This window comes from Thiosulfatihalobacter marinus (genome assembly GCF_016019955.1).
Classification (GTDB): Bacteria; Pseudomonadota; Alphaproteobacteria; order Rhodobacterales; family Rhodobacteraceae; genus Shimia; species Shimia marinus_A.
In genome coordinates, this window is the sequence record NZ_JAECRZ010000007.1 from 1 (window position 1) to 19889 (window position 19889).

A 19889-nucleotide genomic window follows, 5' to 3' on the forward strand; every position below is an offset into this window, starting at 1 on the left:
ATCGCGGCCTGGGCGGCTGACTACAACACCGAACGACCCCATTCAGCCTTGGACTACCAAACCCCGGCTGACTATGCGCGGACCCCGACCACCGCAATCGCCCGCCCCGCTACGCGAGATGAAAGCTCCACGCGTCGGGCGATTGCTCAACCTGCGCCAATCGGCGTAAACACAAACCGGGCTCCGGTCGCGGCTGGATGAAAGTTCAGTGGCAGGTCAAGGCCATTCAAAATAGCCCAACGCGCAACGATATAGTCTTCAATAGCTGCTAGACCAAGTGTTCCGCAAACAATCTGAACTCTTGCTTTAGATTCTATCTGGCTTTCAAGAGAATAAACCCTCAAACATCCAACTCCTCCACGAACCTCGCGTTCTCCTGGATGTACTCGAACCGCTTCTCGGGTTTCTTGCCCATCAGCCGTTCCACCAGATCGCCGGTTTCGCCCGGTTCGTCCTCGTCGATCGTCACCCGGATCAGCTTGCGTGAGGTCGGGTCCATCGTGGTTTCCTTCAGATCCTTCGCGTCCATTTCGCCCAGGCCCTTGAAGCGGCTCACGTCGATCTTGCCCTTGCCGCCCAGCCCCTTTTCCAGCCACACGTCGCGTTCGGCTTCGTCCAGGCAATACACCCGTTTCGCCCCCTGCGTCAGGCGGAACAGCGGCGGGCAGGCGAGGTAAAGGTGCCCGGAATCGATCATCGGGCGCATCTGGGTAAAGAAAAAGGTCATCAGAAGCGCTGCGATATGGGCTCCGTCCACATCGGCATCCGTCATGATGATAACCTTGTCATAGCGCAGATCGTCGACGTTGAATTTTGTGCCCAGCCCAACCCCCAGCGCCTGGGTCAGGTCATTGATTTCCTGGTTCGAGCCCAGCTTTGACGAGGCCGCGCCCAGCACGTTCAGGATCTTGCCACGCAGCGGCAGCAGGGCCTGGGTCTTGCGGTCGCGCGCCATCTTGGCCGAGCCACCGGCCGAGTCGCCCTCGACGATGAACAATTCCGTGCCCGCGCGATTGGTGGCCGAACAATCCACCAGCTTGCCGGGCAGGCGCAGCTTCTTGGTGGCGCTCTTGCGCTGGGTTTCCTTTTCCTGGCGCCGGCGCAGCCGTTCTTCGGACCGCAGGATCAGGAAATCCAGAATGGCGCCGGCCGATTTCGTGTCTGCCGCCAGCCAGTTGTCGAAATGGTCGCGCACCGCGCCCTCGACCAGCTTTTGCGCCTCGACCGTGGCCAGCCTGTCCTTGGTCTGGCCCACGAATTCCGGCTCGCTGATGAAACAGGACACCAGCGCGCAGCCCCCGGTGATCAGGTCGTCCCGCGTGATCTGCGCCGCCTTGCGGTTGTTGACCAACTCGCCATAGGCGCGGATGCCCTTCAGGATCGCGGCCCAGAACCCGGCCACATGGGTGCCGCCCTCCGGTGTGGGCACGGTGTTACAGTAAGACTGGATGAACCCGTCCCGCGACGGGGTCCAGTTGATCGCCCATTCCACCTTGCCCGGCGCGTTGAACCGTTCGCGGAAATCCACCGTCCCGGCAAAGGGCTGATCGGCATAGGTGGACGAGCCGTTCATGGACTCCCTGAGATAATCGCTTAGCCCGCCGGGAAAATGAAACACCGCCTCTGTGGGGGTTTCGCCGTCGTCGATTGCCGATTTCCAGCGGATTTCTACGCCCGAGAACAGATAGGCCTTGGACCGGATCGATTTGAACAGGCGCGCGGGCTTGAACCGGTGATGGCCGAAAATCTCGGGGTCGGCATGGAATGTCACCATGGTGCCGCGCCGGTTCTGCGTCGGGCCCAGCTTTTCCAGCGGCCCCTGCGGCAGCCCGCGCGAAAACCGCTGTTCGAACAGTTCCTTGTTGCGCGCCACCTGTACCACCATGGAATCCGACAGCGCGTTGACCACCGAGGCCCCCACGCCATGCAATCCGCCCGAGGTCTGATAGGCCTTGCCGGAAAACTTGCCCCCCGCGTGCAGCGTGCACAGGATCACTTCCAGCGCGGATTTGCCGGGAAACTTGGGATGCGGGTCCACCGGGATGCCGCGCCCGTTGTCGCGCACGCTCAGCGCGTAATCGGCGTGCAGTTCCACCTCGATCCGGTTGGCATGGCCCGCCACCGCCTCGTCCATCGAGTTGTCCAGGATCTCGGCCACCATATGATGCAGCGCCCGCTCATCCGTGCCCCCGATATACATGCCGGGGCGTTTGCGGACCGGCTCCAGCCCCTCCAGCACCTCGATCGAGGATGCGTCATAGCTGGTCTGGGACTGGCTCTCTGTCAGGAGATCATTGGGCATTCGCGCTGCTCTTTTTTTGGTGTTGATTGGGGCGCATTATGGCAGGGCGGATCACAAGGGAAAAGAGGCGAGTTGTACCTGCCGTGCCCGGCGGGGTGTGGGGGGCGTGTTGACGTGTATCAATGCAAGGTCTCGCCCGTTCCGCTAGGATGCGGCCTTGCTTTCAACCCAAGGAGACCTCATGGCCGCATCCCCCGCGAAAACCCCGGAAACCCCCATAACTGCACAGGAAACAGACGCAAAGGCAAAGCCGAACGGGGCATCTGCGCCTGTCGGTGATCAGGCCGAGGTCGCCGCTGCGCCGCGTGCGCGCAAACAGGGGCCAACCGCCGATGACGTGCGCCGTGCCTTTGAAAGCGGCCAATACCCGTATGAAACCCGCCTGTCGCGCCGCACTTACGAGCGGCAGAAGGCGCAGATTCAGGCCGAGCTGCTCAAGGTGCAGATCTGGGCACAGGAAACCGGGCAGAAATTCGTGATGCTGTTCGAGGGGCGCGATGCCGCGGGCAAGGGCGGCACGATCAAGCGCTTTACCGAACATCTCAACCCGCGGTCCGCGCGCGTGGTGGCCCTGAACAAACCCACCGACGAAGAGCGCGGCCAGTGGTATTTCCAGCGTTATATCGACCATTTGCCAACTGCGGGCGAGATCGTTTTCTATGACCGTTCGTGGTACAACCGCGCCGGGGTCGAACGGGTGATGGGGTTCTGCGAGCCCAATGAATATCTGGAATTCATGCGTCAGACCCCGGATCTGGAACGGATGCTGGTGCGGTCGGGGATCCGGCTTTACAAGTTCTGGTTTTCGGTCACGCAAGAGGAACAAAGAAGCCGTTTCGCCAGCCGCGAGACCGACCCGCTGAAACAGTGGAAGCTGTCGCCGATCGACAAGGCCAGCCTGAGCAAGTGGGACGATTATACCGAAGCCAAGGAGGCGATGTTCTTTTACACCGACACGGCGGATGCGCCCTGGACGGTGATCAAGTCGGACGACAAGAAACGCGCGCGGCTGAACTGTATGCTGCATTTCCTGAACTCGCTCGACTATCCGGGCAAGGATCCCAGGATCGCCCATGCGCCCGATCCGCTGATCGTGAACACGGCCAGCCATGTGATTCACCGCTCCGATCACATCCTGGGCGCGTCGCTGCATCCCGAAACGCGGCGCAGCTGAGTAACGGAACAAGGGCTTCGCCGCCGCGGGCGCGTTCCATACGGGTCCGCAGGTGCTGTGTCAGAGGAGGGGACGCAGAACCCTGGCCAAAGGTTGAAGCTCTGAAAAGGCGGTCTCGATCCCCGCGATCAGACCGCCTTTTTTGATGTCCGCCTCGGTCAGGTCATGCCATGCGGTCAGGCTTTTGCGGCGCAGAAGGCCGGCGTGGGGGTGGTCCTTGTCAAAGGGCGCGGGCACGCGTTTCAACTCGGGATCACTGATGCGGGCGCCGCTGGCCGACAGGGCCGTGACGCAGGCGGCGATCCTGTCGCCCCCGGGGCCGTCCACCGCCGCGCGCCAGCGTTGCAGGCCGTCCTTGTCAAACCCCATCGCCCCGGCGCCGGCGGTGACATACCCGGTTGAAATTCCAAGGAACCAGCCTACGCGCCCGGTGGTCCAGAGCATGTGCAGATGGGTGTGATAAGGTGTCTTGTCCTTTGAAAACCGCACATCGCGCTGTGGCCGGAACAGCTTGGTCGCGGGCACCACGCCGGTTTGTTTTTCCAAACTGGCGGCGATCTTGTCCAGCAGGGCCAGCGCCGGGGTTTTCAGCGTGTCTTCATATTGCGCCTTGTGGTCATTGAACCAGCCGCGCGTATTGTTCTGTTCCAGTTCGCCCAGAAAGGCGCGCGCGCGGGGCACCAGCTTGTCGAAATCCATGCTCATTCCGGTGCCCGTTCGTGGCTCTTGGCCCAGTCGATGGCGTCTTCCAGCCGGTCATCGCCCCAGAACAGCTCATTCCCCACCAAAAAAGACGGCGCGCCGAAAATGCCCTTGGCGCGCGCCGCATCGGTGGCCGCCACATAGGCCGCCTCGCAATCCGGCGTATCCGCCGCCGCCAGCACGCGCGCCGGGTCCTGGTCAATGGCGCGCAGGCTGTCGCTCAGGTTCGGCGCGCTCCCGGCGGGCTGGCCCTGTTCGAACCAGCGCCGGTAGGTGGCGATCGTATAGGCCTCGACCCAGCCTTCCTGACGCGCCAGGATGGCCACCCTGTTGGCCAGGTCGAACCCGTCCAGCGGATAGGGCGCCGGCAGGCGCGGCGCCAGCCCGTATCGGGGCGCGCGGCGTTCGATGTCACGCCACATATGCGCCGCCCGCGCGGGCTTGGTGGCAAAAGGGATATTGTCCTGTTCGATCATGATGGCGCGCACGTTGAACGGGCGCCAGTCAAAGGCGATGCCGGTTTCCTCGGCCAGCGCGGTCAGGCGCATGACACTCAGATAGCTGTAGGTGCTGCCGATGGCATACCAGAATTCGATACGGGGCATGGGGCCGGTCCTGATCTGCGGATACGCCGGCGCAGCGTGCCAGAGGCTTTGCCTTCGATCAACCGCTTGATCAACCGTGCAACATCTCTTGCCCCGGCCCTCCATCGGCCCTAAGCCTTGGGGATGACTCATCCCATCATGCCTTATCGCGATCATATGCGCGCGCTTCTCGGCCTTGGCGTGCCCCTGATCGGCGGGCATGTGGCCCAGTTTGCCATCGGGCTGACCGACACGATCATGCTGGGCTGGTACAGCGTGGAGTCGCTGGCCGCGGTGGTGCTGGGCAGCACGTTCTTCTTCGTGATTTTCATCCTTGGGTCGGGCTTTGCCATAGCCGTCATGCCACTTGTGGCCGAGGCCGAGGCGGCGGGCGACGAAACCGCGCTGCGGCGCGTCACGCGCATGGGGCTGTGGCTGTCGGCCCTGTTCGGGCTGCTCGGGCTGCCGTTGTTCCTGTATTCCGGGCCGATCCTTCTGGCGCTGGGACAGACACCTGTGGTTTCCGCGCTGGCGCGGGATTATCTGGTGATTGCCGGGTTCGGCCTGTTTCCCGCGTTGCTGGTCATGGTGCTGAAAAGCTATCTGGCCGCGCTTGAACGCACGCGGGTGGTGTTCTGGGTCACGGTTGCCGCCGTCCCGGCCAATGCGCTGGTGAATTACCTGCTGATATTCGGCAACTGGGGCTTTCCCGAACTGGGCGTGGCCGGGGCGGCGATCGCCTCGATCGTGGTTCAGGCGATCTCTTTGGCGGGCGTGGTGGCCTATGCCCGGCTGGCCATGTCGCATCACACATTGTTCGCCCGGCTCTGGCGCCCGGACTGGGAGGCGTTTTTTCACGTATTCCGCCTGGGCGTGCCGATCGGTCTGACCAACCTGGCAGAGGTCGGGCTGTTTGCCGCCTCGTCGCTGATGATGGGCTGGCTGGGTACGGTGCAGCTTGCCGCCCATGGCATCGCGCTGCAACTTGCCAGTCTGGCCTTCATGGCGCATCTTGGTCTGTCCAACGCGGCCACGGTGCGGGCGGGCAACGCCATGGGGCGGCGGGACGCGGATCATCTGGCGCGCGGCGCGCGGGTGGCGCTGGCGGCGTCGCTGGTCACGGCGCTGGTCGCGGTCAGCCTGTTCCTGCTGTTTCCCGAATTCCTGCTGGGCCTGTTCATCGATCCGGCCGAACCCGAGCGTGACGTGATCCTGGCCGCCGGGGTGTCGCTTTTGTATGTGGCGGCGCTGTTCCAGGTGATGGACGGGATGCAGGTGATGGCGCTGGGGCTGTTGCGCGGGGTTCAGGACACGCGCGGCCCGATGGTGATCGCCGCCTTCAGTTACTGGCTCATCGGCGTGCCGTCGGGCTATGCGCTTGGCTTCTCGCTGGGGCTTGGCGGGGTTGGTGTGTGGCTGGGTCTGGTGATCGGCCTGACCCTGGCCGCGATCCTGCTGCTCTGGCGCTTCTGGGGGCCGGACCTGCGCCGCCTGCGCACGCGCTTTGCCACCTGACATTCAGCCGACTGGAGGAGACATGACAGAATTTTTGGACTGGAGCGCTCAGGCGCAATGCGACGCCCTGCGCAGCGGCGCATTGTCTGCGCAAACCCTGATGAGCGCCACGCTGGACCGGATTGACGCGCGCAACGGCGCTGTCAACGCCATTGTCGATCTGCATGGCGCCGAGACACTTATGGCACAGGCGCGCGCCGCCGATGCCGCGCCTCCTGATCGGCGCGCTCCATTGCACGGGCTGCCCATCGCCGTCAAGGCGCTGGCCCATGTCAGCGGCACCCGTAACACCGAAGGTTCCCCCCTTTTTTCAGAGCGTATCTCACAAAGCGACAGCGCCTTTGTCGCCCGGTTGCGGGCCGCCGGGGCGATCTTTATCGGCAAGACGAACGTGCCCGAATTCGGACTGGGCAGCCACAGCTACAACCCGGTGCACGGCGTTACCCGCAACCCCTATGCCGCTGACCGGACGGCGGGCGGCTCGTCGGGCGGGGCTGGGGCGGCGCTGGCCTGTGGCATGGTGGCGCTGGCCGATGGCAGCGACATGATGGGCAGCCTGCGCAATCCGGCCGGCTGGAACAATGTCTATGGTTTCCGGCCCAGCTGGGGCGTGGTTCCGCGCGAAGCAGGCGGGGAAACCTTCTGGCAGCAGCTTTCGACCATCGGCCCGATGGCGCGCAGCCCGGGTGACATCGCGCTGATGATGCAGGTTCTGGCGGCACCCGATTCGCGCGTACCCTTCAACATGCCGCCACAAGACTGGGCGCTGCCGGGCACCGGAGACCTGAACGGGCTTCGTATCGGCTGGCTGGGCGATTGGGAGGGGGCGATGCCGACAGAGCCTGGCATACTGGATCTTTGCCGGGGCGCGTTGGACAAATGTAGCGATCTGGGCGCAAAAGTGACCCCGGTGGCGGCGCCGTTCGATGCCGAGGCGCTGTTCTGGTCCTGGACCGATCTGCGCGCCTTTGCGTTGTCCGCAGAGCTTGCGCCGCTGTTCAACGATCCCGCGCGCCGTGCCCGCCTCAAGCCCGAAGCCCAATGGGAGGTGGCGCGCGGCCTGTCTCTGTCCACCAGTGCGCTGCACGCGGCCTGTGCCACCCGTTCGGCGTGGTTCACCTGCGCCGCCGATCTGTTCGGGAGCGTGGATGTGCTGGCTCTGCCGGTTGCGCAATGCTGGCCGTTCCCGGCCAGCTGGGACTGGCCCGACAAGATCAACGGCAATGCGATGGATACCTATCACCGCTGGATGCAGGTGATGGTCCCTGTCAGCCTGATCGGCCTGCCCGCCATCAGCGTGCCGGTGGGGTTTGGCGCCAACGGGCTGCCGATGGGGGTGCAGCTGTTTGCCGCCAAGGGACAGGATGCCAGGCTGCTGCAAGTGGCCGATGCTTATCACCGCGTGACCCGCTGGCCGCAAAATCACCCGCCTCACATGCGAAAAGCTTGAATCGTCTGCGGAATCCCTGTCTCTTGGCGTTTACGCAATGCCATGCAGAGGGAGGAATGCATGACGCAGACACCAGAGCAGGGTGTGCCCGATCTGGGCGCCGTTGACATCGCGATGTTGCGCGCGGCCCTGCGCAATGGCTGGCGGGATTTCAGGGCCAAGCCCGGTTACGGCCTGGTCTTTGCCGCGTTTTACGTGCTGGCGGGCTGGCTTATGGCGTGGATCACCATTGCTACCGGGCAAAGCTATTGGCTGGTCTTTGCGGCCATCGGCTTTCCGCTGATCGGCCCTTTCGCCGCTGTCGGTGTATACGAGGTGTCACGCCGGCTGGAACGGGGCGAGGCGATGGACTGGTACGCGATCTTTGGCGTGATCGGGCGGCAAAGCAAACGCCAGCTGCCGTCGATCTGTGCGGTGATCATCGTCGTGTTCCTGTTCTGGTTTTTCCTGGCGCATATGATCTTCGCCCTGTTTCTGGGCCTGTCGACCATGACCAACGTGTCCAGCTCTTACGAGATTTACCTGACCGGAAAAGGGATACAGATGCTTGTCATGGGCACGGCGGTTGGGGCGGCGTTCGCGCTGTTGCTTTATATGATCACGGTGATTTCCCTGCCGCTGCTGCTGGATCGCGAGGTCGATTTCGTGACCGCCATGATCACCAGCTTTCAGGCCGTGCAGAATAATTTCGTGGTCATGCTGATCTGGGCGGCGCTGATTTCGGGACTGACCTTTCTGGCGATGATCCCCGGCTTTCTGGGCCTGCTGATCGTTTTGCCGCTGCTGGGCCATGCAACATGGCATCTTTACTCGCTGATGCAGCACGCGGCAGAAGGCTGATACCGGCCCGGCGTGGCCCGGCGGCGCTATTCCTCGCGCCCCATCTCTTTCAGACGGTTACGCAGCGCGCCGATTTCGGGATGCCCGATCTCCAGCGCATAGACATAGGCATGGGTCAGGTAAAAGCCGCGCGCGTCCGCCTGCCTGGCCGCATCCGCCGCCTGCCGGTACAGGGCGACCAGCGCCTGCCGGTCGCCCGCCGCATGCGCATCCAGCAGGCGCGCGTCCAGATCGCTCATTGCGCCGCGTGCGCCCGCAAGGCTTGCAGGCGCCCGGCCACCCAATCGTGAAAACAATGGGTTGGCCCGTCCATCGCAGGGGAAAACCGGCCCCCGTCAAAGCCCGGCGCGTGGCGTCCGCGCTGCATCCCCTCAACAACGAACACGTCCTCTTCGAAGACCAGCTTCCACTGGGCCGCGTTTCGCGCGCGCAGCGCGTCGTCGGTTTCGGGCGTGGCATAATACAGGTGGATATGCTCCAGCGTGCGGTCAATTGCCACCGGCTCCAGCACGATGGCAAAGGCATGATCGCGCTGCGCGCCCAGCAGGACATTGGGATAGACGGCAATATATTCCGCGCCTTCGTCCCACTGCGCCGACAGGCCCGCGAAATCCGGGAACATCACGCCGTTTTCACCCTTGATCCGGCGATACACCAGCGTGCCCTGGCCGGAATACTGTCCCGGCGCGGCAATGTGATAGTGATCCTCCAGCCGCGAATAGCTGTTCAGGCCGGGATGCACCCAGGGCAGATGATAGCTTTCACAGTAATTCTCGACCGCCAGCTTCCAGTTACAGCGCACATCCAGTTCAAACCGGCTGTCCTTGCCGCCATGAAAAAGCGGCTGTTCCAGCCCGCCCCAGCGGGCCAGCAGATCGCGGTGCACCTCTTCAAAGGGCGGCGCATCGCCCGAGATGTTGATGAACACCACGTCGCGCCAGATATGGCTGCGGATTTCCACCAGCCCAAGCTCGCTTCGGTTGACGGCCTCGTGCGTGTTCTGTCCCGGCCCGCCCACATGCGGCGTGGTCACAAGCCGCCCGTCGGTGGCATAACACCAGGAATGATAAGGACAGCGGATCGCGCCCTCGATCTTGCGCGGTTCGTCCACAAGGATCATGCCCCGGTGGCGGCAGGTATTGTTGAACACCCTCACCGCGCCGTCCCGGTCACGGATCAGCAATAGCGGCATCCCCAGAAAGGTCAGCGGCACCGCGTCGCCCGGTTCGGGCACATCCGCGGCCACCGCCAGCCCGGCCCAGGTGCCGCAAAGCAGGGCGCGGTTTTCCTCCTGGAACAGGGTCGGATCCGTATAATGCGGGTTGGGCAGGCCACGGGCCGTTTCCACCGGGCGGCGGACCGCGTCAAGATCGTCCGAACGGGTCGACATGGGCGAATCTCCTCTTGCTCGAAGAAGTTTCGCCCATTAACGCGCCGGTCAATTGCCGATCTGCGACCTGTCCTGACCGCTTCCGACACGGCTTGGCGTCAGGCGGGGCAGGGCGGCGTCAGCTGAACGGGCGGTCCAGTTGCAACAGCTTGCGGTGATAGGGCATCAGCTCGTCCGGGCTGCAAAAGCCAACCGACCGCGCCGCCTGCAAGACCGCGCCGGTATCCTTGCCCAGATGCTCATAGGCCAGCCGCGCCGCACGGCAGCCGGTCACGGTTTCGCGCACCGTGCGGGTGGCATAGCCAACCCAGTAATGATTCTGGAACGACGCCACGCGGCTGAGATAGTTGAATGAGGTTGCCATGGTGCGCGCATGACTGACCAGCGCCGCAACACCGTCTTCCTGTGGCAGGATCACGCCGCGAAACTCGCGCGTGGCTGTATCGGTAGGCAGGCCCTGCTGGCGCATCGCCTCCTTGGCCTCGTAGCCGCGAATGAACGTGTGCTCATCCCGTCGAAACACGTAGACAAGGCCAATGATGATAAGGTCCTGCTCGATGAAGGAGCGGCGCGAGAACCGGTAGAACCCGTCCGGAAACACGTCCTGGGGAATATCGGTCATCCCCGTGCCGACATAATCGGCGATCAACGGATGGTTGAGAACGCCCCGGTCGGTCTGCAAGGCGCCAAGAGGCTCCAGCAGGATGCGCGCGTCGACGTTAAAAAAGCTGCATATGCGGTGCAGAACGTCCGGGCGGGGAAAACTCTCGCCGGACAGGTAGCGATTGAATTGCGTGCGATTGATGCCAAGGTCGCGACATAATCGGGACACGGATGGGTAGTTGCGGGCCAGAATTCGCAGATTCTGCCCGAACATCTGCCGCAGTTCGGCTGGTGACTTCTGCGGTCGTAAAGAGGTGGGGCCTTCGTTCAAAACACTCTCCGGTTGGGGTTGGTGCCATCCATTCTACCATGTGGCGCGCGTTTTCATCTTTCCTGTTTTTCGGTGACGCTTATTAGCATCATCATGACGCATAATGGCATCAGAAGAATGCCAAGTCGACACAATTTCGAAGCGACCGACGCTCAAATTTCCATGTCGTTGCAAAGGCACATTTGTGACACTCGACAATGAGGCAAAAAGGAGTTAGAACTCAGATGCTTGGAGTGGTTCTTTGGAGTGATGCAGGTGACAACAAGGCAGTGATCTGGTGTGAGGATCACGGCGACCTGGCCTATTTCAATGGCGGCGTAGACGATCCCGCCAGCCTGATGGATTTCGATGCCGGCGATCTTGTCCATTTCGATCTGCGCGAAGAACGCCACCAGCGATATGCACGAAATCCGCGCCGGGTGGGGCAGGGCGCCTATGCCGGGCTCCCCGATAGATTGTGCGATGCGGCCGCCGCTCCCAGCGCCCGTCATGACGCTGTTGTGCCCTCGGCCCAGGTGATCCCGTTTACACCACCCCGCGCCCGCAAAAAGATTGCTGCCCTGGAACTTGCCTGAAACACACTCACGGACGACCACAAGGAAAAAGGGGGCCGGCGGGCCCCCTTTGTCATTCTGCCGTGTCTCGTGCGTCTATGCCGGGCCGCGTGACAGCGCCGCCACACCGGTGCGCGCGACCTCGACCAGCCCCAACGGGCGCATCAGATCCGCAAAGGCGTCGATCTTTTCCGGCGCGCCGGTGATCTCGAACACAAAGCTTTCCAGCGTGCTGTCCACCACATTGGCGCGAAAGATATCCGCCAGCCGCAGCGCCTCGACCCGCTTGTCGCCCCCGCCCGTCACCTTGAACAGCCCCAGTTCACGCTCCACCGACGGGCCTTCCACCGTCAGGTCATGCACCTCGTGCACCGGCACGATTCGGCCCAGCTGGGTCTTGATCTGTTCGATCACCTGCGGCGTGCCCGTGGTGACAACCGTGATCCGGGAATGATGCCCGGTATGGTCGATCTCGGCCACGGTCAGGCTTTCGATGTTGTAACCCCGGCCCGAAAACAGCCCGATCACGCGGGCCAGCACACCGGGTTCGTTGTCAACCACCACCGCCAGCGTATGGGTTTCCTGCACATCCGAAAAATTCGGGCGCAGATTATAGGCGGAATGCTTCGTCGAGCCTTTTTTGATTTTCAGAGCAGCCATCCGTCTTTCTCCTTACACCAGCACCGCGCCACCGGCTTCGATCGCGCCCTGCGTCGAAGCCTCGCCCAGCAGCATTTCATTATGCGGCTTGCCCGACGGGATCATCGGGAAACAGTTCTCGTGCTTCTCGACAAGGCAATCAAAGATCACCGGTCCGTCATGATTGATCATTTCCAGGATCGCATCGTCCAGATCATCCGGGTTGTCGCAATAGATTCCCTTGGCGCCAAAGGCCTCGGCCAGTTTCACAAAGTCGGGCAGCGCCTCGGACCAGCTGTGCGAATAGCGCTCGCCATGCAGCAATTCCTGCCACTGGCGCACCATGCCCAACCGTTCGTTGTTCAGGATGAACTGTTTCACCGGCAGGCGGAACTGGACCGCCGTACCCATTTCCTGCATGTTCATCAGCCAGCTCGCCTCGCCCGCCACGTTGATCACAAGGCTTTCGGGGTGCGCCATCTGCGCCCCGATGGACGCCGGAAAACCATAACCCATCGTGCCCAGGCCGCCGGATGTCATCCAGCGGTTGGGGTCTTCGAATCCCAGGAACTGGGCCGCCCACATCTGGTGCTGGCCCACCTCGGTACAGATATAGCGGTCGTGATCCTTGGTCAGCGCCTCAAGCCGTTGCAGCGCGTATTGCGGCTTGATGATCCTGCCTTCCTGCTTGAACTTCAGGCAATCCACCTTGCGCCATTCGCTGATCTTGTCCTGCCATTTCGCGATTCCCGCGCGGTTCAGCGTGCGCCCGCGCGCCTTCCAGACCTTCAGGATATCTTCCAGCACATGCGCCACGTCGCCCACGATCGGGATATCGGTCTTGATCACCTTGTTGATCGAGGACGGGTCGATGTCGATATGCGCCTTTCTGGAGCGGGGCGAAAACGCCTCGATCAGCCCGGTGATCCGGTCGTCGAACCGCGCCCCGATATTGATCATCAGGTCACAGTCATGCATGGCCATGTTCGCCTCGTATAGCCCGTGCATCCCCAGCATTCCCAGCCAGTTTTTGCCCGAGGCCGGGTAGGCGCCCAGCCCCATCAGGGTCGAGGTGATCGGAATATCGGTGGCGTCCACCAGCTCGCGCAGCAGCGCGCTGGCCTTGTCGCCCGAATTGATCACGCCGCCACCGGTATAGAAAACCGGGCGTTCGGCGGTCTCCAGCGCCTCGACCAGTTCGTTGATCATCTCGATATCGCCGCGCAGCTGCGGCTGATAGTTGGAGGTGTTGGCCTTTTCCGGCTTGGTATACGCCGCGCTGGCAAATTGTACGTCCTTGGGAATATCCACCAGAACCGGCCCCGGGCGGCCCGACCGGGCCACGTGAAACGCCTGGTGAATGGTTTCCGACAGCTTTGCCGTGTCCTTGGCCAGCCAGTTATGCTTGGTACAGGGGCGGGTGATGCCCACGGTGTCGGCCTCCTGAAACGCATCCGAACCGATCATGAAGGTCGGCACCTGGCCCGACAGGACAACAATCGGGATCGAATCCAGCAGCGCATCGGTCAGCCCCGTCACCGCGTTGGTCGCGCCGGGGCCGGATGTCACCAGCGCCACGCCCACCTTGCCGGTCGACCGCGCATAGCCCTCGGCGGCATGCACCGCGCCCTGTTCATGGCGCACCAGGATGTGCCGAATGTCATTCTGCTGAAAAATCTCGTCATAAATCGGTAGGACAGCCCCGCCAGGATATCCGAATACCGTGTCCACACCCTGATCCTTGAGGGCCTGAACCACCATTCTCGCTCCGGTCATCTGACGTGTCATCTGTCTCTCCGTCTTCAACGTCACAATTTGTCGTCCGCACAAAAAAGCCCCCGATCATCCGACGGGGGCGCATGGGTACCAATATGGTGTCCGTTACCGGCCCATGCGCCATGTTCCTACAATTACGACTAGCTCTTGCATTGTCGGCTCCTGAATGCGGCTCGACGCGGACCATATTTCCGCCGCGTCGCGGCGTCAACCGTCAATCAGGTGGAAAAACTGTCTCTGACCCATGTTTTTCTTTGCGAAAGTTGCGCAAACCGGGCGTTGGGCGGCAACAAGCGTAAATCAAGCCGGATTTTCACCGGTGCTTGCCCCGGCTTTCATGACGCGCGTTCCCCTGTCGCCGCCACCGTCGCTATGCTACTTTTTCTCGGCCCGCCGCGCCGCCCCGACGATATCTTCCGCCCGGCGCCAGCCGCCGGATCCGCGCGGCAACAGGCCGCTGGCGCGCTTGGCGTGGACCTCGGCATCCTTCAGGCGCCCTTGCAGCGCATAGCGTTCGGCGGTGGCCAGCGCCGCCATGCCATCCTGCCCGGTCTGGGCATAGGCCGACCCCAGATCGCGCAGCACCAGCGGATCGCTGAAATCCAGCGACCGGGCCTTTTCCAGATAGGTCAGCGCCTCCCTGGGCCGGTTGGTCGCCAGCAGTGCCCGGCCCAGACCCCCAAGGATCAGGGCATTGGACGGCGCCAGTTCGACGGCGCGTGCATAGGCCGTCACGGCGGGCTGGAACTGGCGGCTCTCCAGCAGGATCTGCCCCTTGAGATCATGGTAGAATGCGTCCTGCGGGCGCAGCGCAATGGCCCGGTCGATCCGGTTCAGCGCGGTGGCGCGATCCTGAAGCCTGTGATAGGCCACAGCCTCGCGCATCAGGCGAATGTCTTCGGTCAGGCTTTCATCGGCACGCGCCAACGTCCATTTCGGCGTGTTGACAAAGGCGGTCAACTTGCCGCGCGCCCGGTCATACCAATAATCCAGGTCCGGCTGCGGCTCGAACGTGCCGGCATAGGCCGCGACAAACCGTTCCATGGCGCGCATCCGGTCGCGGGTCAGCGGGTGCGACCGCATATAAGGATCCTGGCGCGTTACATTCAGCAATTCCTGCCCCTCGAAAATCCGGTGCACCTCGACCGCGCCCTGCGGGTCGATCCCCGCCAGCGCCATATAACGTACGCCGGACTGGTCGGCCGAGGCCTCTTCGGCGCGGCTATGGGCCAGAAACTGACGCTGGGCCGTCGCCTGAGAGCCAATCGCGATCCCCGCCGCCAGGTCTGACCGCCCCGTGGCCGCCGCCGCCGCCAGGGCCAGGGCCAGGCCCAGCCCGGCAAGGGTACGCGACGAATCCAGGTTGGTCATGCGCCGGGTGATATGCCCGTTGGCGATATGCGCCGCCTCATGGGCGATCACCGCCTGAAGCATTTCGGGCGTGTCCATCCGCGCCACCATGCCAGAGTGAAGGAAGATATTGTTGCTATCGATCACAAAGGCATTCAGCGAACGATCGTTGATCATCAGGATCCGCACCGTCCCGCCCAGCCCGGCGGCGCTCAGGATCGGGGCTGACATGCGTGTCAGCGCGTTTTCTATGTCCGCATCGCGGATCAGTGTCGCGGCGCGGGCGGGCAGGGTGGCCCATACCAACACCAGCGCCGCCGCCAGAAAGACGGCGAAGGCCCGCAAGCCAGTCATTGACGGCGCCGTCATTTCACGGTGAAACCTCATGGGCGGCAATAGGAACGAAAATCATGCGGAACTCAAGGCGCGGGGCGGTTGATCCCTTCATTGTGATGGATGTCATGGAGGCGGCCCGTCAGGCCGAGGCCGACGGGCGCCACATCATCCATATGGAAGTGGGGCAACCGGGCACCGCCGCCCCGGCGGCGGCCCGCGCCGCGTTGGCACAAGCCATGCAGACAGATGCGCTTGGCTATACCGTCGCGCTTGGCCTGCCGGCCCTGCGCGCCCGCATCGCGCGCCTTTACGGCGACTGGTACGATGTCGATCTGGATCCGTCCCGCGTGATCGTCACGCCCGGGTCGTCCGGGGCATTCCTGCTGGCCTTTACCGCGCTGTTCGAGGCCGGCGACCGGGTCGCCATCGGCGCGCCCGGCTATCCCAGCTATCGCCAGATCCTGCGTGCCCTGTCCCTTGAACCGATCGACATCCAAACAGCGGATGAAAACCGCCTGCAACCGGTGCCCGCCGATCTGGCGGGGCTGGATTTCGCCGGGCTGATGGTGGCGTCACCGGCCAATCCCACCGGCACCATGCTGGATCGCGCGGCGATGTCCGCCCTGATCGACCTGTGCGCCGACAGGGGCGCGGCCTTTATCAGCGACGAGATTTACCACGGCATCGAATACGAGGCCAGGGCCGTCACCGCGCTGGAACTCACCGACGAGACCTATGTCATCAATTCCTTTTCCAAATATTTCTCGATGACGGGCTGGCGCGTGGGCTGGATGGTGGTGCCGCCGGATCATGTGCGTCTGGTCGAGCGTCTGGCGCAGAACATGTTCATCTGCCCGCCCCATGCCAGCCAGGTCGCCGCGCTGGCAGCGATGGATTGCGTGGACGAGCTTGAGTCGAACATGGATGTCTACCGCGCCAACCGGCAGATGATGATCGAGGGTCTGCCGCGCGCCGGGTTCACCCGGTTTGCTCCGCCCGATGGCGCCTTTTACGTCTATGTCGATGTCAGCGCCTTCACCAGCGACAGCCGCGCCCTTGCGCGCGAGGCTCTGGACGAGGCCGGGGTGGCCGTTACGCCGGGGCTGGATTTCGATCCACAGCGCGGGCACCAGACGCTGCGCTTTTCCTATGCCCGCGCCAGCGCCGATATTGCCGAGGGGCTGGCGCGTCTGCGCCGCTTCATGGCGGCGCGGGGATTCGTCTGACGCCACGCCAATTCCTGCAATTTGGTGACTGTCGCGCGCTTTGGGGTACTCCGTCATCCGCCCGATCCCGCACCGACGCAATACCGACGTGATACCGACGCCGCGCCGATCACTGGTTTTCCTGCCGGATCAGTGCGTTAACCCCTGATTCGCCCTGCCGGGCCGCGCCGCGCGCGCGCCTTGACCATTTCGCTTTTGTCCGCTGTGCATTTCGGGTAATCGGGTGCCATGAGTTTGAGCGTGCACGACCTGACCATCACCCGTGGCGGAATTCCCGTTCTTGAAGGGTTGAATTTCTCGCTGGAGCCGGGCCGGGCGCTGATCCTGCGCGGTCCCAACGGCGTGGGCAAGACCACGCTTTTGCGCACTGTTGCCGGGTTGCAGCCGCCTCTTTCCGGTCGTGTGGACTGCCCGCCCGAAAGCATCGCCTATGCGGCGCACAGCGATGGTCTGAAGGCCATGCTCAGCGTGACCGAGAACCTGAACTTCTGGTCGGATGTATTTGGCCGGAAAGATATTTCCGCCGCGATCCAGGCATTTGACCTGGCCGCGCTGACGGACCGGATGGCTGGGACATTGTCCGCCGGGCAGAAGCGCCGGCTTGGTCTGGCGCGCCTGCTGGTGACGGGCCGTCCGATCTGGGTGCTGGACGAACCCACCGTGTCGCTGGACACCGCCTCGGTGCGGATGTTCGCCGACGCGGTGCGCGCCCATTTGCAGGCGGGGGGCAGCGCGCTTCTGGCGACCCATATCGATCTGGGTCTGAGCGAGGCCGAGGTGCTGGATGTCGGTCCGTTCCGCGCCGGGCCGAACAGCACCGTACCGGGCGGGTTCGACGAGGGTTTCTTATGATCTCGCTGTTGATCCGCGATCTGAAACTGGCCTTTCGCGCTGGGGGCGGCTTTGGTCTTGGCCTGGCTTTTTTCCTTATTGTAACGGTACTTGTGCCCTTTGGCGTTGGCCCGGAATCGTCGCTCTTGTCCAAGATCGCGCCGGGCATTTTGTGGCTTGGCGCGCTGCTGGCCTGCCTGTTGTCGCTGGATCGCATCCTGGCGCTGGACTGGGAGGACGGTTCGCTTGATCTTCTGGCCACGTCACCCTTGCCGCTGGAGGGCGTTGTCACCATCAAGGCGCTGGCGCATTGGCTGACCACCGGCCTGCCGCTGACCCTGGCGGCGCCGTTTTTCGGCCTGTTGCTCAGCCTGCCGGAACCGGGCTATCCATGGCTGGTTCTGTCGCTGTTGCTGGGCACCCCCGCGCTCAGCGTGATCGGCACGTTCGGGGCGGCGCTGACGGTCGGAATCAAGCGCGGCGGTTTGCTGCTTTCTCTCTTGGTTCTGCCCTTTTACGTGCCAACGCTCATCTTTGGCGCCGAACTCGCGCGGCGCGGCGCCGAGGGGCTGGCCACCACCACGCCGCTGCTGATGCTGGCCGGGATCACATTTGGCGTGATTGCGCTTTTGCCGTTTGCTTCGGCCTTGGTCTTGAGGGTCAATCTGCGCTAGGAACACCGGGATTGAGGGAAATCAAGGACGCCCGCACCGCTCTCGGCGATGTGAAGTGCAAGCCACCCAACCGGGCAGTAAGGAAGACAACATGGGTTCGATCTGGGAATATGCCAATCCGGTCAAGTTCAGCCGCACCGCCGGCCTTGTCCTGCCGTGGGTGTCCATCGGGGCGACGGTCACGCTGGTTGTGGGCCTTGTCTGGGGGTTCTTCTTTACCCCCGACGATTACCGGCAGGGATCGACCGTCAAGATCATCTACCTGCACGTGCCGTCGGCGCTGATGGCGATCAATGTGTGGTTCATGATGCTGGTCACGTCGCTTGTCTGGCTGATCCGCCGCCACCATGTCAGCGCGCTGGCCGCCAAGGCCGCCGCGCCTGTGGGCATCGTGATGACGGTGATCGCGCTGCTGACCGGCGCCATCTGGGGGCAGCCGATGTGGGGCACGTGGTGGGCCTGGGATCCGCGCCTGACCTCGTTCCTGATCCTTTTCCTGTTCTATCTGGGATATCTGGCCCTGTGGGGCGCGATCGACGATCCCGACACCGCCGCCGATCTGACATCGGTTCTGTGCATCGTTGGATCGGTCTTTGCCGTCCTCAGCCGTTATGCGGTGAATTTCTGGAACCAGGGCCTGCATCAGGGCGCGACACTCAGCCTGGACAAGGAAGAGAACATTGCCGACGTGTTCTCGACGCCGCTCTACATATCCATAGCAGGGTTCGTCCTGCTGTTCATCGCGCTGGTGTTCCTGCGGACCCGCACGGAAATCCAGAAACGCCGCACCAAGGCGCTTCTGGCACGGGAGAGACTGGGATGATGCCCGAACTTGGAAAATATGCCAGCACGGTCCTTAGCGCCTATGGCGTGTCGATTGTTCTGTTGATTGCTCTGGTCTGGTGGAGCCTGCTCGCGGCGCGCAGGGCAAGGGCCGATCTGGACAAGGTGGAGACCCGCCGCAATGGCTAGGGTCTCGCCGGTGATGCTGGTACCGTCGATCCTTTTCATCGCCCTGGCGGGGCTATTCTTTGCCGGCATGAATCGCCAGAATCCCGACGAATTGCCCTCGGTTCTGGTTGGCGCACCGGCCCCCGCCGTCGCGCTTGCACCTTTGGGTGACAAGCCGCTCTGGACCAACGAGACCTTGCGCGACGGGCAGGTGAAACTGGTGAATTTCTGGGCAAGCTGGTGCGCGCCCTGCCGGGTCGAGCACCCCAACCTGACCATCTTGCAGAAAGAGGGCATGGCGATCTACGGGATCAACTACAAGGACACGGTTGAAAACGGATTGGGATTCCTGGAAGAGCTTGGGGATCCCTATGTCGCCATAGGCGCCGATCCCGAGGGCAGAACGGGGTTGGAATGGGGGGTCTATGGACTGCCGGAAACCTTTCTGATCGACGGCGACGGTACGGTTCTGCTGCGCCTGGCCGGCGCCCTGACCGAGCGTGAACTGACCGAGCGTCTGCGGCCGGCTCTGGCGAAGCTGAACTGAGCGCCCGCCCGGCACAAGGTGGTTTTGTTAACGTACAGGCTCTAATCTTGTCTCTTTGCGCGGCAGCGTCTGTGGGTTTGCGTGGCAATGGCGGGCGCCAGCCCTGGCGCGGCC

Annotated in this window: 22 protein-coding genes; 12 read left to right on the forward strand and 10 right to left on the reverse strand. The window is 63.1% G+C overall.

From position 1 onward, the window contains the following. Positions 1–201 (forward strand): integrase core domain-containing protein (locus I3253_RS11635; RefSeq protein ID WP_197917849.1); only part of this gene is annotated, 201 nt, incomplete at its 5' end. Here I3253_RS11635 and I3253_RS20460 read toward each other — a convergent pair. Together I3253_RS20460 and parE are read right to left on the reverse strand one after the other, a co-directional pair. Further along, a complete protein-coding gene (locus tag I3253_RS20460) occupies positions 147–344 on the reverse strand; it encodes a hypothetical protein (RefSeq protein ID WP_197922382.1) in 198 nt (65 codons plus the stop codon). The two genes, I3253_RS11635 and I3253_RS20460, sit on opposite strands and share 55 nt — an antisense overlap. Beyond that, positions 341–2302 (reverse strand): DNA topoisomerase IV subunit B, encoded by a 1962-nt coding sequence (parE, locus tag I3253_RS11640; RefSeq protein ID WP_197917850.1) that lies wholly within the window; start codon positions 2300–2302, stop codon positions 341–343. Before parE ends, I3253_RS20460 begins: the two co-directional genes overlap by 4 nt. A gap of 181 nt (positions 2303–2483) precedes the next feature. Between parE and ppk2 the strand changes: the two genes are divergently transcribed. Then, positions 2484–3476, forward strand: a complete 993-nt coding sequence (ppk2, locus tag I3253_RS11645) for a polyphosphate kinase 2 (protein WP_197917851.1) — start codon at positions 2484–2486, stop codon at positions 3474–3476. Positions 3477–3536: 60 nt separating this feature from the next. Here ppk2 and I3253_RS11650 read toward each other — a convergent pair whose 3' ends face one another. Together I3253_RS11650 and I3253_RS11655 are read right to left on the reverse strand one after the other, a co-directional pair. Beyond that, positions 3537–4181: a TIGR02453 family protein gene (locus tag I3253_RS11650; RefSeq protein ID WP_197917852.1), complete on the reverse strand. Its 645-nt coding sequence runs from the start codon at positions 4179–4181 to the stop codon at positions 3537–3539. Further along, positions 4178–4783: a 2-hydroxychromene-2-carboxylate isomerase gene (locus I3253_RS11655; protein ID WP_197917853.1), complete on the reverse strand. Its 606-nt coding sequence runs from the start codon at positions 4781–4783 to the stop codon at positions 4178–4180. The genes I3253_RS11650 and I3253_RS11655 overlap by 4 nt, the downstream gene beginning before the upstream one ends. A 138-nt stretch (positions 4784–4921) precedes the next feature. On the opposite strand from I3253_RS11655, the gene I3253_RS11660 reads away from it, so the two are divergent. The 3 genes from I3253_RS11660 to I3253_RS11670 are packed head-to-tail and all read left to right on the forward strand — an operon-like array spanning position 4922 to position 8567. After that, positions 4922–6277: an MATE family efflux transporter gene (locus tag I3253_RS11660; RefSeq protein ID WP_197917854.1), complete on the forward strand. Its 1356-nt coding sequence runs from the start codon at positions 4922–4924 to the stop codon at positions 6275–6277. 22 nt (positions 6278–6299) lie between these two features. Next, positions 6300–7727, forward strand: coding sequence for an amidase (locus I3253_RS11665; protein WP_197917855.1), 1428 nt, complete (start codon positions 6300–6302; stop codon positions 7725–7727). A gap of 60 nt (positions 7728–7787) precedes the next feature. Further along, entirely contained in the window at positions 7788–8567 is a 780-nt protein-coding gene (locus I3253_RS11670; protein ID WP_197917856.1) for a DUF2189 domain-containing protein, read from the forward strand. A gap of 26 nt (positions 8568–8593) precedes the next feature. Here I3253_RS11670 and I3253_RS11675 read toward each other — a convergent pair whose 3' ends face one another. The 3 genes from I3253_RS11675 to I3253_RS11685 form a co-directional block, all read right to left on the reverse strand. Then, positions 8594–8806: a hypothetical protein gene (locus I3253_RS11675; RefSeq protein ID WP_197917857.1), complete on the reverse strand. Its 213-nt coding sequence runs from the start codon at positions 8804–8806 to the stop codon at positions 8594–8596. Then, the gene (locus I3253_RS11680; protein WP_197917858.1) at positions 8803–9957 is read right to left on the reverse strand and encodes an aromatic ring-hydroxylating oxygenase subunit alpha; all 1155 of its coding nucleotides are present in this window, start codon (positions 9955–9957) and stop codon (positions 8803–8805) included. Before I3253_RS11680 ends, I3253_RS11675 begins: the two co-directional genes overlap by 4 nt. 118 nt (positions 9958–10075) lie before the next feature. Next, positions 10076–10834 carry a helix-turn-helix domain-containing protein gene (locus I3253_RS11685; protein WP_197917859.1) on the reverse strand — a complete coding sequence of 253 codons (759 nt, stop codon included), beginning with the start codon at positions 10832–10834 and terminating at the stop codon, positions 10076–10078. A gap of 281 nt (positions 10835–11115) precedes the next feature. On the opposite strand from I3253_RS11685, the gene I3253_RS11690 reads away from it, so the two are divergent. Next, positions 11116–11466 carry a hypothetical protein gene (locus I3253_RS11690; protein WP_197917860.1) on the forward strand — a complete coding sequence of 117 codons (351 nt, stop codon included), beginning with the start codon at positions 11116–11118 and terminating at the stop codon, positions 11464–11466. A gap of 75 nt (positions 11467–11541) precedes the next feature. On the opposite strand, the gene ilvN is transcribed toward I3253_RS11690, so the two are convergent. The 3 genes from ilvN to I3253_RS11705 form a co-directional block, all read right to left on the reverse strand. Next, a complete protein-coding gene (gene ilvN / locus I3253_RS11695; protein WP_197917861.1) occupies positions 11542–12105 on the reverse strand; it encodes an acetolactate synthase small subunit in 564 nt (187 codons plus the stop codon). Positions 12106–12117: 12 nt separating this feature from the next. Further along, complete coding sequence (locus I3253_RS11700; RefSeq protein WP_197917862.1) at positions 12118–13872, reverse strand: acetolactate synthase 3 large subunit; 1755 nt, start codon at positions 13870–13872, stop codon at positions 12118–12120. Between the two features lie 363 nt (positions 13873–14235). Beyond that, positions 14236–15564, reverse strand: a complete 1329-nt coding sequence (locus tag I3253_RS11705) for a M48 family metalloprotease (RefSeq protein ID WP_197917863.1) — start codon at positions 15562–15564, stop codon at positions 14236–14238. A gap of 56 nt (positions 15565–15620) precedes the next feature. Here I3253_RS11705 and I3253_RS11710 point away from each other — a divergent pair, with 56 nt between their 5' ends. The 6 genes from I3253_RS11710 (at position 15621) to I3253_RS11735 (ending at position 19775) form a co-directional block, all read left to right on the forward strand. After that, positions 15621–16772 carry a pyridoxal phosphate-dependent aminotransferase gene (locus I3253_RS11710; RefSeq protein WP_197917864.1) on the forward strand — a complete coding sequence of 384 codons (1152 nt, stop codon included), beginning with the start codon at positions 15621–15623 and terminating at the stop codon, positions 16770–16772. Between the two features lie 228 nt (positions 16773–17000). Then, entirely contained in the window at positions 17001–17624 is a 624-nt protein-coding gene (gene ccmA, locus I3253_RS11715; RefSeq protein WP_197917865.1) for a heme ABC exporter ATP-binding protein CcmA, read from the forward strand. After that, complete coding sequence (gene ccmB / locus I3253_RS11720) at positions 17621–18277, forward strand: heme exporter protein CcmB (RefSeq protein ID WP_197917866.1); 657 nt, start codon at positions 17621–17623, stop codon at positions 18275–18277. The genes ccmA and ccmB overlap by 4 nt, the downstream gene beginning before the upstream one ends. A 91-nt stretch (positions 18278–18368) precedes the next feature. Then, positions 18369–19100: a heme ABC transporter permease gene (locus tag I3253_RS11725; protein WP_197917867.1), complete on the forward strand. Its 732-nt coding sequence runs from the start codon at positions 18369–18371 to the stop codon at positions 19098–19100. Continuing rightward, the gene (gene ccmD / locus I3253_RS11730) at positions 19100–19249 is read left to right on the forward strand and encodes a heme exporter protein CcmD (RefSeq protein WP_408647815.1); all 150 of its coding nucleotides are present in this window, start codon (positions 19100–19102) and stop codon (positions 19247–19249) included. Before I3253_RS11725 ends, ccmD begins: the two co-directional genes overlap by 1 nt. Beyond that, positions 19242–19775, forward strand: a complete 534-nt coding sequence (locus tag I3253_RS11735) for a DsbE family thiol:disulfide interchange protein (protein WP_197917869.1) — start codon at positions 19242–19244, stop codon at positions 19773–19775. The genes ccmD and I3253_RS11735 overlap by 8 nt, the downstream gene beginning before the upstream one ends. Positions 19776–19889 lie beyond the last annotated feature (114 nt).

Bases quoted from the DNA above. Each gene is read 5' to 3' on its own strand.
- I3253_RS11685 (WP_197917859.1), bottom strand. From the start codon at position 10,834: ATGTTCGGGCAGAATCTGCGAATTCTGGCCCGCAACTACCCATCCGTG.
- ccmD (WP_408647815.1), top strand. From the start codon at position 19,100: ATGCCCGAACTTGGAAAATATGCCAGCACGGTCCTTAGCGCCTATGGC.
- I3253_RS11735 (WP_197917869.1), top strand. From the start codon at position 19,242: ATGGCTAGGGTCTCGCCGGTGATGCTGGTACCGTCGATCCTTTTCATC.
- I3253_RS11650 (WP_197917852.1), bottom strand. From the start codon at position 4,181: ATGAGCATGGATTTCGACAAGCTGGTGCCCCGCGCGCGCGCCTTTCTG.
- ilvN (WP_197917861.1), bottom strand. From the start codon at position 12,105: ATGGCTGCTCTGAAAATCAAAAAAGGCTCGACGAAGCATTCCGCCTAT.
- I3253_RS11655 (WP_197917853.1), bottom strand. From the start codon at position 4,783: ATGCCCCGTATCGAATTCTGGTATGCCATCGGCAGCACCTACAGCTAT.
- I3253_RS11690 (WP_197917860.1), top strand. From the start codon at position 11,116: ATGCTTGGAGTGGTTCTTTGGAGTGATGCAGGTGACAACAAGGCAGTG.
- I3253_RS11725 (WP_197917867.1), top strand. From the start codon at position 18,369: ATGGGTTCGATCTGGGAATATGCCAATCCGGTCAAGTTCAGCCGCACC.
- I3253_RS11675 (WP_197917857.1), bottom strand. From the start codon at position 8,806: ATGAGCGATCTGGACGCGCGCCTGCTGGATGCGCATGCGGCGGGCGAC.
- ccmA (WP_197917865.1), top strand. From the start codon at position 17,001: ATGAGTTTGAGCGTGCACGACCTGACCATCACCCGTGGCGGAATTCCC.
- I3253_RS11705 (WP_197917863.1), bottom strand. From the start codon at position 15,564: ATGACTGGCTTGCGGGCCTTCGCCGTCTTTCTGGCGGCGGCGCTGGTG.
- I3253_RS11660 (WP_197917854.1), top strand. From the start codon at position 4,922: ATGCCTTATCGCGATCATATGCGCGCGCTTCTCGGCCTTGGCGTGCCC.
- parE (WP_197917850.1), bottom strand. From the start codon at position 2,302: ATGCCCAATGATCTCCTGACAGAGAGCCAGTCCCAGACCAGCTATGAC.
- I3253_RS11670 (WP_197917856.1), top strand. From the start codon at position 7,788: ATGACGCAGACACCAGAGCAGGGTGTGCCCGATCTGGGCGCCGTTGAC.
- I3253_RS11665 (WP_197917855.1), top strand. From the start codon at position 6,300: ATGACAGAATTTTTGGACTGGAGCGCTCAGGCGCAATGCGACGCCCTG.
- ccmB (WP_197917866.1), top strand. From the start codon at position 17,621: ATGATCTCGCTGTTGATCCGCGATCTGAAACTGGCCTTTCGCGCTGGG.
- I3253_RS11680 (WP_197917858.1), bottom strand. From the start codon at position 9,957: ATGTCGACCCGTTCGGACGATCTTGACGCGGTCCGCCGCCCGGTGGAA.
- ppk2 (WP_197917851.1), top strand. From the start codon at position 2,484: ATGGCCGCATCCCCCGCGAAAACCCCGGAAACCCCCATAACTGCACAG.
- I3253_RS11710 (WP_197917864.1), top strand. From the start codon at position 15,621: ATGCGGAACTCAAGGCGCGGGGCGGTTGATCCCTTCATTGTGATGGAT.
- I3253_RS11700 (WP_197917862.1), bottom strand. From the start codon at position 13,872: ATGACACGTCAGATGACCGGAGCGAGAATGGTGGTTCAGGCCCTCAAG.